14 protein-coding genes are annotated in these 16,254 nt (G+C 31.2%); 9 read left to right on the top strand and 5 right to left on the bottom strand.

Annotation, left to right across the window (positions count from 1 at the left end; translation table 11 throughout):
* Positions 1–2 precede the first annotated feature (2 nt).
* From aroB to WFZ86_RS12515, 6 genes are all read left to right on the top strand, one after another.
* Entirely contained in the window at positions 3–1,070 is a 1,068-nt protein-coding gene (gene aroB, locus WFZ86_RS12540; RefSeq protein ID WP_342692236.1) for a 3-dehydroquinate synthase, read from the top strand.
* A 293-nt stretch (positions 1,071–1,363) separates the two neighbouring features.
* Positions 1,364–2,764, top strand: a complete 1,401-nt coding sequence (locus WFZ86_RS12535; RefSeq protein ID WP_342692235.1) for a type III PLP-dependent enzyme domain-containing protein — start codon at positions 1,364–1,366, stop codon at positions 2,762–2,764.
* Positions 2,765–2,846: 82 nt separating this feature from the next.
* Complete coding sequence (locus tag WFZ86_RS12530; protein ID WP_342692234.1) at positions 2,847–3,818, top strand: deoxyhypusine synthase family protein; 972 nt, start codon at positions 2,847–2,849, stop codon at positions 3,816–3,818.
* Positions 3,819–3,826: 8 nt separating this feature from the next.
* The gene (locus WFZ86_RS12525) at positions 3,827–4,225 is read left to right on the top strand and encodes a DNA primase (RefSeq protein ID WP_342692233.1); all 399 of its coding nucleotides are present in this window, start codon (positions 3,827–3,829) and stop codon (positions 4,223–4,225) included.
* 86 nt (positions 4,226–4,311) lie between these two features.
* A complete protein-coding gene (gene recQ, locus WFZ86_RS12520; protein WP_342692232.1) occupies positions 4,312–6,420 on the top strand; it encodes a DNA helicase RecQ in 2,109 nt (702 codons plus the stop codon).
* The gene (locus WFZ86_RS12515) at positions 6,417–6,902 is read left to right on the top strand and encodes a DNA-deoxyinosine glycosylase (protein ID WP_342692231.1); all 486 of its coding nucleotides are present in this window, start codon (positions 6,417–6,419) and stop codon (positions 6,900–6,902) included. Before recQ ends, WFZ86_RS12515 begins: the two co-directional genes overlap by 4 nt.
* On the opposite strand, the gene WFZ86_RS12510 is transcribed toward WFZ86_RS12515, so the two are convergent.
* From WFZ86_RS12510 to WFZ86_RS12495, 4 genes are all read right to left on the bottom strand, one after another.
* Entirely contained in the window at positions 6,897–7,412 is a 516-nt protein-coding gene (locus WFZ86_RS12510; protein WP_342692230.1) for a DinB family protein, read from the bottom strand. The genes WFZ86_RS12515 and WFZ86_RS12510 overlap by 6 nt on opposite strands.
* Positions 7,413–7,422: 10 nt before the next feature.
* The gene (locus tag WFZ86_RS12505) at positions 7,423–10,008 is read right to left on the bottom strand and encodes a phosphoenolpyruvate carboxylase (protein ID WP_342692229.1); all 2,586 of its coding nucleotides are present in this window, start codon (positions 10,006–10,008) and stop codon (positions 7,423–7,425) included.
* A 178-nt stretch (positions 10,009–10,186) separates the two neighbouring features.
* The gene (locus WFZ86_RS12500; RefSeq protein ID WP_159685266.1) at positions 10,187–10,666 is read right to left on the bottom strand and encodes an Lrp/AsnC family transcriptional regulator; all 480 of its coding nucleotides are present in this window, start codon (positions 10,664–10,666) and stop codon (positions 10,187–10,189) included.
* A 78-nt stretch (positions 10,667–10,744) separates the two neighbouring features.
* Entirely contained in the window at positions 10,745–11,899 is a 1,155-nt protein-coding gene (locus tag WFZ86_RS12495) for a M14 family metallopeptidase (protein ID WP_342692228.1), read from the bottom strand.
* A gap of 300 nt (positions 11,900–12,199) precedes the next feature.
* Here WFZ86_RS12495 and WFZ86_RS12490 point away from each other — a divergent pair, with 300 nt between their 5' ends.
* Positions 12,200–12,646, top strand: a complete 447-nt coding sequence (locus WFZ86_RS12490; RefSeq protein WP_342692227.1) for a helix-turn-helix domain-containing protein — start codon at positions 12,200–12,202, stop codon at positions 12,644–12,646.
* Positions 12,647–12,706: 60 nt separating this feature from the next.
* Here WFZ86_RS12490 and WFZ86_RS12485 read toward each other — a convergent pair whose 3' ends face one another.
* Positions 12,707–13,258 carry a 1-acyl-sn-glycerol-3-phosphate acyltransferase gene (locus WFZ86_RS12485; protein ID WP_342692226.1) on the bottom strand — a complete coding sequence of 184 codons (552 nt, stop codon included), beginning with the start codon at positions 13,256–13,258 and terminating at the stop codon, positions 12,707–12,709.
* 64 nt (positions 13,259–13,322) lie between these two features.
* Between WFZ86_RS12485 and WFZ86_RS12480 the strand changes: the two genes are divergently transcribed.
* The gene (locus tag WFZ86_RS12480) at positions 13,323–13,988 is read left to right on the top strand and encodes a spermidine synthase (RefSeq protein WP_342692225.1); all 666 of its coding nucleotides are present in this window, start codon (positions 13,323–13,325) and stop codon (positions 13,986–13,988) included.
* A 269-nt stretch (positions 13,989–14,257) separates the two neighbouring features.
* A complete protein-coding gene (locus WFZ86_RS12475) occupies positions 14,258–16,159 on the top strand; it encodes a glycoside hydrolase family 3 protein (protein ID WP_342692224.1) in 1,902 nt (633 codons plus the stop codon).
* Positions 16,160–16,254 lie beyond the last annotated feature (95 nt).

The raw sequence follows: 16,254 nt of genomic DNA, 5'->3' as shown, positions 1-16,254 counted from the left end.
TCATGCAAACTATTACAGCCAACAACTACCCTATTTATTTTAATGAAAGTGCCTATGAGCAATTGAATCTTTTTTTAAAAGAAAACAAATACTCCAATCTTTTTATAATTGTTGACAGCAATACTACCGATAGTTGTTTACCTAAATTTTTACCTTATTTAGAAACTGATTTGACAATTGAAATTGTTGAATTTGAAGCAGGTGAAATCAATAAAAATATTGAAACTTGTATCGAAATTTGGAATGTTTTGACCGAATTAGGTGCTGATAGAAAATCGTTGGTGATTAATGTAGGTGGTGGTGTAGTTACTGATTTAGGAGGTTTCATAGCTTCTACTTTTAAGCGAGGTGTTGACTTTATTCATATTCCAACAACACTTTTATCTATGGTAGACGCATCTGTGGGCGGAAAAAACGGTGTAGATTTAGGTAATTTAAAAAATCAAATTGGAGTAATTAATGTACCAAAAATGGTATTAATCGATACTACATATCTTGAAACTCTTTCTCAAAGCGAAATGCGCTCAGGTCTTGCCGAAATGCTCAAACACGGGTTGATTTATGACAAAGAATATTGGGAAAAGTTTTTAGATTTAACTTCTATTGATTTTGCTGATTTTGATTCGCTTATTCATCGTTCTGTAGCCATCAAAAACGAAATTGTAATGCAAGATCCTACCGAAAAAGGTATTCGTAAAGCCTTAAATTTTGGTCATACATTAGGGCATGCTATAGAAAGTTATTTCCTTGAAAGTAAGGATAAAACCACATTATTGCACGGAGAAGCTATTGCGATAGGAATGATTTTAGAAAGCTATATTTCATTAAAAAAAGAACTAATTTCAACATCCGAGTATCAACAAATAAAGCAAACCATAAATAGCATTTATGATAAAATTGTTTTTGAAGAAAATGACCTCCATCCCATCTTAGATTTATTGATTCACGACAAAAAAAATGAATACGGAACCATTCAATTCGCATTAATTGAAGGTATCGGAAAGATAAAAATAAATCAATTGGTTGAAAACGAATTGATTCTTGAAGCCTTTGAAGATTACAAGTCTTAATCTTTTTTTTAATAAAAAGGATTGCATTACGTATATATTATTTTTTACATTTGCATCAATGAAAAAAAGTCAAAAAAATAGCCACGAAAAAGGGAATAAAAACAAGCAAGAACGATTTTTAATTAAATCTTTCCACCGTTTTTATACCATGATTGGATGCTTTAATTTTGACCCTTTTCAATACATAAAAACTGAAAACGAAAAACTACAGATTAGGTACGCTAACATTAGGGTTTGAATAGGAATCAATTTAGTTGAAACGCTTAATTAATTTCTATAAACAGTCAAAACTAATGAATACAAAATATTACGACTTAATCAATCAAACATACTACTTCCCTCAAGAAGAATTCAAATTAAATAAAGACAACCTTCAATTTCACAATATTGACTTGATGAAATTGGTTGAAAAATATGGTACGCCTTTAAAATTCACGTATTTACCTCAGATTTCAAATAACATCAATAAAGCCAAAAGTTGGTTTCGTAAATCGATGGAAAAAAACAAGTATGAGGCTAAATACTACTACTGTTACTGTACAAAAAGCTCTCATTTTGAATATATTATGAATGAGGCTTTCAAGAATAATATTCATATTGAAACGTCTTCAGCTTTTGATATTAATATTGTTGAGAATCTGCTTCAAAATGGTAAAATAAATAAAAGTACTTATGTAATTTGCAATGGATTCAAAAGAGATCAATATGTCGAAAACATTGCTAGACTGATTAATAATGGTCACAAAAACACCATTCCAATCATCGATAATTACGAAGAGTTAGATTTATTGCAATCGCAAATAAAGAACAAATTCAAAATCGGAATTCGTATTGCCGCCGAAGAAGAACCAAAATTCGAATTCTATACCTCAAGACTAGGTATTGGATACAAAAATATTGTTCCTTTCTACAAAAAAGAAATTAAGGAAAATAAAAAGCTGGAACTTAAAATGTTGCACTTTTTTATTAATACAGGAATCAATGATAACGCCTACTATTGGAATGAATTAGTAAAATGTATCAAAGTATATGTAGCGCTAAAAAAAGAATGCCCTACCCTTGATGGTTTAAATATTGGTGGTGGTTTTCCAATAAAAAATTCATTGACTTTCGAATATGATTATCAATATATGATTGATGAAATCATCAATCAAATTAAAATTGCTTGCGAAGAAGCTGAAGTTGATGTACCTAATATTTTTACTGAATTTGGTTCGTTTACTGTAGGTGAAAGCGGTGGAGCTATTTATCAAGTTTTGTATCAAAAGCAACAAAATGATAGAGAAAAATGGAATATGATTGACTCTTCATTTATTACAACTTTACCAGATACTTGGGCTATAAATAAGCGCTTTATCATGTTAGCCATCAACCGCTGGAATGACACTTACGAAAGGGTTTTGCTTGGAGGAATGACTTGTGATAGTGATGACTATTACAACTCTGAGCAAAATATGAATGCAATATATTTGCCAAAATACAATAAAGAAAAACCGCTTTATATTGGTTTTTTTAATACGGGAGCTTATCAAGAAACCATAGGAGGTTATGGAGGTTTACATCACTGTTTAATCCCTCAACCTAAACATATTTTGATCGATAGAGATGAAAATGGTATTTTAGCCACGGAAGTTTTTTCAGAACAACAAACTTCTGAAGAAGTATTGAAAATTTTGGGTTACGGAAAAAAATAATGAATACATAATCATAGTCAATTTAAAAATTACTTAAATTTGAAATACAATTTATGATTTTTAATAAATTAAATAAATTAAAATGAGTAAAGGACCAATCAGTCAGTTTATTGAAAAGCATTATCTGCATTTCAACTCTGCATCGTTAGTAGATGCTGCAAAAGCTTATGAGCAGCAATTAGCCAATGGAGCCAAAATGTTGGTAAGTATGGCAGGTGCAATGAGTACTGCCGAAATAGGTAAAATTTTTGCCGAAATCATTCGCCAAGATAAAGTACAGATTATTTCATGTACTGGTGCAAATTTAGAAGAAGATATCATGAATCTAGTGGCTCATTCTCATTACGAACGAGTACCTAACTATCGTGATTTGACGCCACAAGATGAATGGGATTTGTTAGAACGAGGGCTAAACCGTGTTACCGACACTTGTATTCCTGAGCATGAAGCTTTTAGACGTTTGCAAAAACACATTTATAAAATTTGGAAAGATGCTGATGATAAAGGTGAGCGCTATTTTCCTCATGAATTTATGTACAAAATGTTGCTTTCTGGAGTATTAGAAGAATATTATGAAATTGACATAAAAGATAGCTGGATGTATGCTGCCGCTGAGAAAAATTTACCTATTATTGTACCAGGTTGGGAAGATAGTACAATGGGTAATATTTTTGCATCCTATGTTATCAAAGGAGAATTGAAAGCTTCAACCATGAAGTCTGGTATTGAATATATGACTTTCTTAGCTGATTGGTATTCTAAAAATTCGTCAAACGGAATTGGATTTTTTCAAATCGGTGGCGGTATTGCAGGAGACTTCCCAATTTGTGTAGTACCTATGTTATATCAGGACATGGAAATGCATGATGTTCCATTTTGGAGTTATTTCTGTCAAATATCTGATTCAACAACAAGTTACGGATCTTATTCTGGTGCTGTACCAAATGAGAAAATCACTTGGGGTAAATTGGATATCAATACTCCTAAATTTATTATTGAGTCGGATGCTACCATTGTGGCTCCATTAGTTTTCGCTTATTTGTTAGATTTATAGAATATTTTATGAAGAGAGTAATTGTTGATTACGCAAAATTAACTAACGAAATTTTAAATCTTTTAGTTGAGAAATTTCCTGATGGATATGATGATTCGGACGTAATTCGTTTCAGAAATGCCAAAAATGAATTAGTAGAAGCTGTAGAAGTTCGTACAGAAGACACTATTTATTTAGTAAAAGTTAGTACCAAATTGGCGGATAGAATTGAAAATTTTGATGAAGATGATGATATAGATGATGTAGTAGTACCAATTAGTGGTATTGAACTTGATGACGAAGATGCTGTATCAGATGATGATGATGATGATGACGATAATTTGGACAAACCAGACTTAGATCCTGAAGACGATGAAGAGGGCGACAATGATGTTGCTGATGAGGACGATGAGGATGATGAAGACTAAAATTACTTAGAAAAAAATACGAAGGAGCTCATAAGAAGAGCTCCTTTTTTTATATTTTTATGTCTCAATAACAAATACAAGCCAAAATGACAACTAATTTACACGCCACACTCAAAGAGAATTTTGGGTTTGAAAAGTTTAGACCCAATCAAGAAGAAATTATCAACTGTATTTTATCTGAGCAAGACACCCTTGCGATTATGCCTACTGGTGGAGGCAAATCTATTTGTTTTCAGCTCCCAGCACTTATTTTACCAGGGATTACGATCGTTATTTCTCCATTAATTGCTTTAATGAAAGATCAGGTAGATAGTTTAAAAGCAAACGGAATTAAAGCTTGTTTTATCAATAGTAGTCAATCTACTGAAGAACAACAATTTTATATTCAAGCTTTACAAGCAAATGAATTCAAACTGGTTTACCTCGCACCAGAAAGTTTATCATACCTTGAAAATTTATTCAATAGCATAACTATCAGCCTTATAGCTATAGATGAAGCCCATTGTATTTCGGCATGGGGACATGATTTTAGACCCGCTTATACGAATTTAGGCTATTTAAAAAACCGCTTCCCTTCTACTCCAATTTTAGCTTTGACCGCCACAGCTGATAAAGCGACTAGAACCGATATTGCTGAACAATTGAATTTAGTCAATCCACAAACGTTTGTAGCTTCTTTTGATAGAAAAAATTTAAGCTTAGAAGTGAGACCGGCTTTGGATCGTGTAAAACAGATCATTGATTTTATAGATAGAAAACCAAATGAATCAGGAATTATCTATTGCTTAAGCAGAAAAACAACCGAAGAAATTGCTGAAAAACTTCAAAAAATTGGAATTAAAGCAAGCGCATATCATGCTGGTCTAGATAACCAAATTCGATCAACAGTACAAGATGCTTTTATTAATGATGAGTGTCAAGTAGTTTGTGCTACCATTGCTTTTGGGATGGGTATTGATAAATCAAATGTTCGTTGGGTTATACATTACAACCTACCAAAAAATATTGAAGGTTATTATCAAGAAATTGGCCGTGCCGGTAGAGATGGTTTACCTTCAGAAACAATTTTGTTTGAAAGTTATGGTGATATGATTCAGCTTCAAAAATTTGCTTCAGAGGGTTCAAATGCCCAAGTGCAATTGTCCAAATTGGAACGAATGAAACAATACGCTGACGCATTAAGCTGCAGAAGAAAAATTTTACTCTCTTATTTTGGTGAATTGGTTACTGAAAATTGTGGGAATTGTGACATTTGCAAAAATCCTCCCGCTTTTTTTGATGGAACTATTATCGCTCAAAAGGCCTTGTCAGCAATTGCAAGATTGAAGGAATCGGAGGCATTAGCAGTAATAGTTGACTTTTTAAGAGGTTCCAAAAACGCCTCAATTTTCGATAAAGAATACCAATATCTAAAAACATATGGTATCGGAATTGACATCTCTTGGTACGATTGGAATCAATACATTATCCAATTGATAAATCTTGGATTTTGCGAAATTGCTTTTCATCAACAAAATAAAATTAAATTGACTTCTTTGGCTAAAAAAGTTTTATTTGAAGGTGAAAAAGTACAATTAACCACTGTACAGAAGATTGATAAAACCAAAGCTGAAATTAAAGAACGTACACCTAAATCAGCAACTAATTCTTTATTTGAAATTTTAAGAAAACTTCGGGCTGAAATTGCAAAGGAAGAAGAAGTACCTGCTTATGTGATTTTTAACGATGCAACACTAAGACAATTGGAGAATCAACGGCCTATGAGTGATTCCGAATTTTTAGCAATAGATGGAGTAGGAAAAGCTAAATTGGAAAAATATGGTGATATCTTTATTAAGACGATTATAGACTTCCAAAAAAATAAAACTGTAAAAACCAAAAAAGAGTCCACTACATACAAAGAAACATTATCATTGTTTCAATCTGGCTTAAGTGTGGATGAGATTGCAACAAAAAGAAATTTAGGCATCAGTACTATTGCATCACATTTAGCTAAACTTTATCTTGATGGTCATCCAATTGATCTTGAAAGTTATATCAGTACTGAAGAAATTTCTCAAATTAGAGAAGCTAAAACTAAACTTGAATCTCCAAATGCTTTAAAGCCCTATTTTGACTATTTTGAAGAACAAGTCCCTTATGAAAAAATCAGATTAGCACTTGCCATTATTGAAAAAGAAAATCAAATATCATGACAATTGCTTCCTTTGATCCGATTGTAGACTCTAGGACTAAAATTCTTATTTTGGGTTCTATTCCTGGTGTAAAATCTTTAGAAAAAGTTGAGTATTACGGAAACAAACATAATCAATTTTGGAAAATGCTTTTTTCTATATTTAAGCAAGAATGTGTTCCAGAATGTTATAAAAACAAAGTCAATTTTTTACTTCAAAATCGTATTGGACTTTGGGATGTGGTACGAAATTGTGAACGAAGAGGAAGTCTAGACATTGCTATTAAAAATCAAGAAATAAATGATTTTGATTCTTTCTTCAACGAACATCCACAAATTACAACGGTTCTTTTCAATGGAAAAACAGCTTATCAGTTTTTTTATAAAAAATATGGACAAAAAGAAGGCATTACTTATTATGTAATGCCTTCTACAAGTCCTGCAAACACCATAGCATTCGATAAAAAGTTAAAGGAATGGTCTTTGGTTTTGAGTAATTTATAAGTAACGCTCTTCAAAAACTTTTTGATGGTGTTTTTGATGTCCAATAATAATGAACCCAATAGCTCGAACCGAAATTTCATTTTCTGAAGCTATACCCATTCTTGCCAATTGTTCATCAGAAAAACTTTTGTATAACAACAATGTAGCATGTCTAACTGCTGATAATTCGGTAAGTAACTCCTGCAAACCTCTTTTATTGGCGTCAGTATTATCAACATAATCATTTTCTTCGAAACCTGGCAAAGGGGTTTTGTCGTTCCTAGAAATTCGCAAAGCACGATAACTGAAAATTCTTTCCGTATCAATGATGTGTTGAATGATTTCTTTTATCGTCCACTTGCCTTCTGCATAACGATAATCAAATTTGTCCATCGGAATATTTTGGACAAATCGAATAAAATCATGCAAAGAAATCTCTAATTCCTCGATCAATTCTACATTCATAGCTGCATTAATGTATGTAGCATTAAATTTAGAATATTCATTTACTGGCAACTGATTTGAATTCATAACTATAAAATTAAGCCGAGTTTCTACTCGCGTTAGTATTTCCAAAAAGAGATCTAGTTACAATTTTTTCATAAACCCTTATGAGTTCATCATTAGGTTGAGATTCTTTGTTTAATTCGTTAATTCTTAATAAAGCATACTGTTGTATTGTTAACAAAGGTAGCACTATACGTTCTCTCATATCTATAGAAGCTTTTCCATCAGGATAATTTTCCATTAAGTCTTTATGTCCAGCAATTTTCAATAATAAACGTTTCGTTTCTAAAAACTCATCATAGATGATTTGCCAAAATTCTCCAAACTCGGGATCTTTTCGCATGTATGCCGTTAATGGAAAAAAAGATTTTGCCAAAGACATCATACTGTTTTCTAATAACGTTTTAACAAACAAAGAGTTTTTATATAAGCTATGAACTTTATCCCATTCATTATTATCTTCAAAATATTTTAAAGCTGTTCCTACTCCAAAGAAACCAGGAACATTTTGTTTTAATTGACTCCAAGATCCAACAAACGGAATCGCTCTCAAATCACTAAATTCTAAATGTTCTGAAGTATTTCGTTTAGAAGGGCGACTACCAATATTAGTTTTAGCATAATATTTTAAAGTACTCATTTGCTCCAAATACGGAATAAACTTTGGATGATTTTTAAAGTTTAAATACTTCTCATACCCCAATTCAGACATTTTGTCCAAAATTTCTTTATCCTCTTTGGATAGTCTATTTTTAGAATTATTAAAAACTTGATTGGTCACTCCTGCACTTAATAAATTCTCAAGGTTATAACGACAAGAATCCAAGGTTCCAAAATTCGAGCTAATCGTTTGCCCTTGAATCGTAATCTGAATTTCTTTATTCTCGATTTGAGGTCCTAATGAAGCATAAAATTGATGTGTTTTACCACCACCACGTGCTGGAGGTCCTCCTCTACCATCAAAAAATATAGCTTTTACGTCATATTTTCTAGATATTTCAGTCAAAGCTTCTTTAGCTTTATAAATACTCCAATTAGCCATCAAGTATCCACCATCTTTTGTTCCATCAGAAAAACCAAGCATTATCGTCTGTTTGTTACCTCTGTCTTTCAAATGTTTCGCATAAGAAGGATTAGTGTATAATTTTTCCATAATTTCATGAGCATGTTGCAGATCGTCAACAGACTCAAAAAGCGGAATGATATCTATGGTTGCTTCTTCCCAATTACTTAATTTAATCAAAGCAAAAGTTTCTAGTACATTCAATGCACTTTCATTGTTACTAATGATATAACGATTGGCTCCAAATTCCCCATTATTATCTTGTATTGTTTTTACAGCTTGAATAGATTCTAATGTTTGTCTCGTAATCACATTATCAAAAACATTAGGATCCAAATCTCCTTCCACGTTTGCTAAAACTTCAAATTTTTCGCTTTCAGATAAGCTAAAATAATTTTCAGGAAAAACAGTGGTTTTTGACTTTAGGTAATACTCTACAACATCCTTAAAAACAGCATCATGTATTTTACTATTTTGTCTAATATCTAATGTTGCAAAATGAAATCCAAACAAATTTACCCTAATTAACAAAGCCTCTAGATCGTCTAAATACAATGATTGATGTTGCTCAATAATAATAGTTTTGATCCTATGAATTTGTTCTTTGAATTCTTCTAAAGTGATAAAAATCTCTCCTTTTGAATAAAAAACTGATCGGTACAACTTTTGTTCTAATTCTGAAATTAAAACATCAACCCCAGAAAATGTCAATTTTCTTTTTAAAGCTCTAATTTCAAAATAATAACATTTCAAGATCGAAGTTCTTAATCGTTCGGCTACTTTTAGAGTAATTTCTGTTGTCACAAATGGATTACCATCTCGATCACCTCCAGGCCAAAAACCCAACTTAATTAATGGATTTTGAATGGTAGTTCCGTTAAAAACATTCTTCTCTAGATAATGTACCATTTCTCCAGAGGTATTGTAGAATACATTTTCTAAATACCATATTAAACTAATCGCTTCGTCAAAAGGATTAGGTTTTTCATTTTGTATAAATGGTGTTTTTCCTAATTGCGCCAGTAATTGCTTGATTTGAATTAAATCATTTTTGCGAATAGCCTCAGTTAAATCGTTTATTATACCTAAAACTGGCCCAGGATAAAACTGTGTAGGATGTGCCGTCAAAACAGTACGAACATTAAAGTTTTCTAAAAACGAAATCAATTCTTTTTGTTTGTTTTTAGCATCTGACTTTTCTTTTATATCACGTAAGGATCCTCGCCCCTCCATGTTGTTTACTGAGGAAAAAGCTGCGTCTTCAATTGCATCAAAAAGAACTATTTGTCTTTCTATGTACTGAATAAAATGAAACATTAAATTGATTGCCTCTTCTTCAGAAGCGTTGTTCAAATATTTTGAAGAGAAAAAATCAACAATTTCTTTTGGTGTTTCTTGTTTTTTAAATCCTTTTTCACAAATATCTGTAAACAATGGGAGCAAAACTCCCGTATTATCAACAGAATCGAAAGGTAATGTTATAAAAACACTATTATATATATGATATTTTGAAAGAACATCTCTATTGAATCGTTCAATTTTAGGAAGGGTATACATAATACTTAAATAATTTATTTTGGTTTATTGGTAGTTATTCTTTTAAAACATAAAAATGTAACATCAGGAAAAAGATTAGATACAGATGTAACACTTATACTAGTTTAAAGATGAAAATTCATAAAAAAACCCCAAGAAAACTTGAGGTTATATTTATAAATATATCGCATTCAAGTTATTACATCTCTTTAAAGATGGTATGCATCAAACGCTTTTTGTCGTTGATACTTTCTTCCAATGAGATCATAGTTTCAGTTCTGTATACACCATCGATATCATCGATCATAAAAATAACATCTTTAGCGTGTTTAGTATCTTTCGCTCTAATTTTACAGAAGATATTAAATTTACCAGTAGTCACAGAAGCTACAGTAACAAAAGGAATTTCATTAATACGTTCCAAAACAAATTTAGTCTGAGACGTGTTATTCAAAAATACACCTACATAAGCTATAAAAGAATAACCTAATTTATCATAATCCAAAACTAATGAAGATCCCATAATGATTCCAGCATCTTCCATTTTTTTAACTCTTACATGTACAGTACCTGCAGAAATTAATAATTTTTTAGCGATATCGGTGAAAGGAACTCTAGTGTTGTCAATCAACATATCTAAAATTTGATGATCTACTTCATCCAAACGAAATTTACTCATAATTCTTTAATTAATATTACTGTTTTAAGGCAAGAATGTCTACAAATATAAGAAAAAATCAATGTTTTGATAAAAAAATTAAACTTTAATCATTCCATTAACAAAAATAACCTTATTATCTAATGAAAAATTGGCTATTTGATTAATTTTAGGCAAATTATTTAGATTATCAGAATATAAAGCACCTTGTGCATCATATTCATAATGACCAAAATAAGATTCTAAATTATCGATTGCTGCAATGTAAGCTGAAAAGTTTACTTTTCCATCAATCAATTCTTCCTTATATTGAACCGCAAAATTCGTCATAATTTCATTACCATCATAATTTATTTTGATATTTTTATACATAAAATCATAAAAAACCGCTTTATTTTGAGGAATATTCAAATATTGAGTGATTTCATTATTAACTATATCGTTTTCGCAAAGTGTAGTAAAACTTGCGAGTAACGAAATAAAGATGTATTTTCTAGTTTCCTCTCTTTCATAATCGTCAGGAAAATGCCCTGCTTCAAACAAAATTGTTGGCACATCCAAATATTGAAAAGTATCTCCAATGCAATTAATATTAAAAGAGTCATCAAAACGCCCCACTTGACCCGGAATATAATTCTGCAAAATAGTATTAATCTTTTCTATTACACGAATTGCTTTTAATCGCGTAACATTAATTTCTCTTGCCTCATTGTAGGAAGGAGCCAAAAAGGAGACTGTAGCAGGTTTCCCAGTATCAGCAACACCAAAAATAGTTCTTTGATCATGAAGATTAAAGCAATAATCTGGCTGAAAAACTTCAAAAACACCTCTCAAAGTATTACTTTCAGGTTGCGTTAAATCTTGAGAATCACGATTTAAATCCACTTTATTAGCATTCTCACGAGTATATAAAGCAGCACCATCAGGATTTAAAATAGGAATAGCTAAAAAAGTAAAATCTTCTAAAAGCATTTTAGCCAGTTCAGTATCACTATTCAAAAAATTAATGAAATCCAAAAGAGCTTTTGTAGTCGTACTTTCGTTCCCATGCATTTGTGACCATAAAAAAATCTTTGTTTCTCCAGTTCCAATTTGATAAGTGTAAATTGGTTTTTGTTGCACCGAATTACCTACATGCTTTAATTGATTATTGGTATTATGTCTTTTTAAAATTGGTAAAATTGCTTCTAAAGTTAAATACCTACCTTGTATTGATTGTTCTTTGAATTGAAGGAATAATTCTAACGCTTCCATAGTTATATTTTTGATTTACAAAAGTAAACATCTTTAAAATTACATTTGTAAACAACTTATTTTTTGACTAGTTCAACTTTGTAAACTACGTTATAGAACTTAATGTATTCATATGTAAACAAACAACTGAACAACAATATAATAATATTAAATTACTTATTATCAATATATAAAATGTACACACCAGAGGTATTACTTCAAATATAATCAATACTTTATAGTTCTGATTGAAGGTAGTTTTGATACTAGTATTAAAATAGTTACATTTGTGATCAATGTTGAATTCAAAAATAATTTACAATGGTAAACACGGAAGATTTCATCAAAAGACTCGAATACTTATTAGAATATTATAGCCTAAATGCTGCTAGTTTTTCGGACAAAATCGGGGTACAACGTTCGAGTTTGTCCCACCTCCTTTCGGGTAGAAACAAGCCAAGTCTTGATTTTATTTTAAAGATTATTGAAGCTTTTCCTGATGTAGATTTATATTGGATTTTGATTGGAAAAGGGAATTTCCCTAAAGACGTTAAAATTAATTTAGATCATTCCTTATCTCCTTCCCCATCCGAAAATACAATCGTAGATCTTTTTTCAGAAGTCGAAAAAAAAACATTGCCAAAATTAATGGGTGATGATAAAAACAAGAAGACTAACTTTTCTGAAAATAATCCCTTTAGTAATGATGTAGATAAAATTGTATTTTTCTATAAAAACGGAACTTTTACCATTTTTAATCACGAATAGAAAAAATCATGTTTTTTGAAATAAAAAATATTTTTTTCGAAATATTAAAATCTCATAGCATTACCAATCAAATCCATTTTCTGGTATTTTGCCTACGACTCCATCAAAGTGTTTTTTCAAAATTTTGAGATCATCCTCATAATTACCTGAAGGTTGCATTGGGTCACCATAATGTACTATTTTTTTTCCAAAGTCAAAAGCGACAGGTATTACAGGTACGTCAGCAGCCACAGCAATGTAATAAAATCCTGTTTTTAAATGATCTACTTTTTTGCGAGTTCCTTCTGGAGCAAGTGCTAAACGAAATTCTTCTTTTCTTTTGAATATTGCGGCAATCGCTTCTACTTTATTTAATCCACCACTCCTATCTAATGGCTCCCCTCCCATATACTTAAAATAATAATTAAATGGAAATATAAAAAGCTCTTTTTTACCTATCCAATTGATTGGCAGACCAATGATTCCTCTGGTAAAAACACCCAAATAAAAATCATGATTGCTAGTATGTGGCATCACCATCATGACACATTTTTTTACATCAGGCAATACTGTGCCTTTTATTTGCCATCCCATTAGATCGAAAAAGATCCATTTATAAATTCGTTTCTTCATTTTTTTTTAAATATGAAGCAAAATAAATCATTAAAATGGTATTTTTGGTAAAATTCCATTTCAAATGCTAAAAAAACTTTTTAGTTATCTTATACCTATAAATATCTATAAATCAAAATCCGCTGTTAGTAAGTCCATTGAGGTGACATGGACTAATGGTGAACTGTTGATTGATTCTGAAAACACCAATTATTCGTATGGAAGTTTACAACGTATTCTAAGAATTGGTTTGCGAAAAATTGGCTTCAACACCATTCAATCGATGGAGAATATTTTAGTACTTGGTGTAGCTGGGGGTAGTGTTATCAAAACATTGGTTGATGAAATTAAATTCAAAGGTCAAATCACAGGTGTTGAAATTGACCCTGCCATTATTGAAGTGGCAAATTCATATTTTCAACTTAATGAAATTCCAAATTTAGAAATTCATATTCAAGATGCTTTTGATTTTATTTTAAGAAGCAAAGACCACTACAGCCTTATTATTATTGATGTTTTTCAAGATTTACAAATGCCTAATTTTTTATTTGAAACCTTCTTTATCAATCATACCGCTTCTCTCTTGAAAAAAAATGGTTTTATTCTTTTTAACACCATGATACTCAATGAAGGCGATAATGTTAGAAATAAAAACTTCATTACCAATTTTGACAACACCAATTTTAAAATTAATTCGATCCCCCGAATTGAAAGACATAATGAATTGATATTGATTCAGCGTATAAAATAATGACCTCCATAAGTGTATAACATTTACAATTTATTTTTAAAAACCTCTTTTTCCGTAAATACTAAACCATTTCGAATAGCTAAATAATACACTAACTTTTTCTGTGTTTTCTTGAAATTTCAAGCTTAAACAAATGCGTTTATATCTGTATAAATCGTTGCCACAATTATTTTTCCTATTAATTATCAGTTATTTAAAAATAATATGTACATTGTGTTATTATAACACAATAGAATTTTATTTATTGATAACCAACTAATTATATGTATATGAAAAAAAACAATATTACTTTATTACTTACAATTATTTTAGGCTCGTGTTATGTTTTAGTTTCATTTATTGATCCGCCAAAGTACCGTGATTTAAATAAAAACGGAAAGATGGATCCTTACGAAAACTCATCACTTTCTATTGAAAAAAGGATTGATGATTTGATAGCACAAATGACTATCGAAGAAAAAGCAGGTATGATGTTCATCAATGGAACTCTCATAAATTCTGATGGAAGCATTGACAAGAAAGCCAATGCCGAAGGATTCGCTGCAAGGATACCCTCGCCTAGAGAATTGATAGAACAAAAAAAAATGAATCATTTCAATTATTGGCAAACACCAAATGTAAGAGAAATGGCGATAGGTTACAATGCAATTCAAAAAGTAGCGGAAAACACCCGATTAGGAATTCCTGTAACTATTGCTTCTGATCCACGGCATTATTTTAGCAATAATATTTTTGCTATGGAAGCTAATGGATTTTCTCAATGGCCAGAACAATTAGGTTTTGCTGCTATTAATGATGAAACATTAATGAGAAAATTTGGTGATATTGCTAGACAAGAATATCTTGCAGTAGGAATTAGAGAAGCTTTACACCCTATGGCGGATTTAGCCACGGAGCCTCGCTGGCCAAGAGTTAGCGGTACTTTTGGAGAAGACGCAAAATTATCTGCTCGTATGATAAAAGCCTACATTTTAGGTTTTCAAGGTAATAAACTCGGAATTGAGAGTGTAGCTTGCATGACCAAACATTTTTCTGGAGGCGGTCCACAAAAAGAAGGTTTAGACCCTCATTTTCAATATCAAAAAGGTCAAGTATATCCTGGAAAAATGTTTGAGTACCATTTAATTCCCTTTGAAGCAGCTTTCAAGGCCAATACTGCTTCGATAATGCCTTACTATGGTATCCCAATGGATCAAACATCAGAGAATGTTGGATTTTCATATAATAAAGATATAATAACCAAGTTACTTCGTGAAAAATATAAATTTGATGGTGTGGTTTGTACAGATTGGGGATTAATTACAGATACTAAAATGGGACCTGTAGTATGGCCTGCAAGAGCTTGGGGCGTAGAAAATTTGTCCGAAAAACAAAGAGTTCAAAAAATTATTGAAGCTGGTTGTGATCAATTTGGGGGAGAAAATTGCCCCGAATACATTATAGAACTAGTAAAAGAAGGTACTATAAAAGAATCCCGAATCGACCAATCGATTAGAAGATTATTACGTCAAAAATTTGAACTTGGTTTATTTGATAATCCCTATGTAGATGTTGAAAAAGCATCAAAAATAGTTGGGCAGCCTGAATTCAAAAAGTTAGGTGAAACCGCACAAAGGCGCTCAATGACCTTATTAAAAAACGAAATCAAGCTACCTTTATCAAAAAAATCAAAGCTAAAAATCTATATAAAAAATTTAGATTCTAAAGTTGCTGCTAATTATGGAACTGTTGTGGCTACTCCTGAAGAAGCAAATATTGCGATTGTACGATTACAAACTCCTTGGGTACCATTAGAAACCGATAATCCTTTTGCCAAAGGCTTTCATCATGGTGATTTAGATTTTAAAGGTTCAGCTTTAAACGAAGTGCTGCAAATTTGTAAAAGTGTCCCTACTATCATCGATATTTATTTAGATCGCCCTGCCGTTTTTCCTGAAATAAATGCTGCTGCCAAAGGAGTTTTTGTGAATTATGGCGCCAGTGATTCCGCATTATTAGATGTGATTTTTGGAATTACAAAACCAGAAGGAAAATTACCTTTCGAACTACCTTCTTCAATGGAAGCCGTCAAAAACCAAAAGGAAGACACTCCTTATGACTCAAAAAATCCATTGTATCCTTTTGGGTTTGGACTAAAATTGTCTAGTCCTGAAAAAGTGATACAGGATTAATAAAAAATTAAATTACAATTTTAGACAGTAGCAAGCTCAGGTTTGCTACTGTTTTTTGTTTTATAGGTTCTCATTTTAATTTTGTTTTGGTGATG

This window comes from Flavobacterium polysaccharolyticum (assembly GCF_038739875.1).
In the GTDB taxonomy this organism is placed as follows: domain Bacteria; phylum Bacteroidota; class Bacteroidia; order Flavobacteriales; family Flavobacteriaceae; genus Flavobacterium; species Flavobacterium polysaccharolyticum.
Note: the sequence above shows the minus strand (reverse complement) of the source record. Positions and strands in the feature narration are given on the sequence as shown.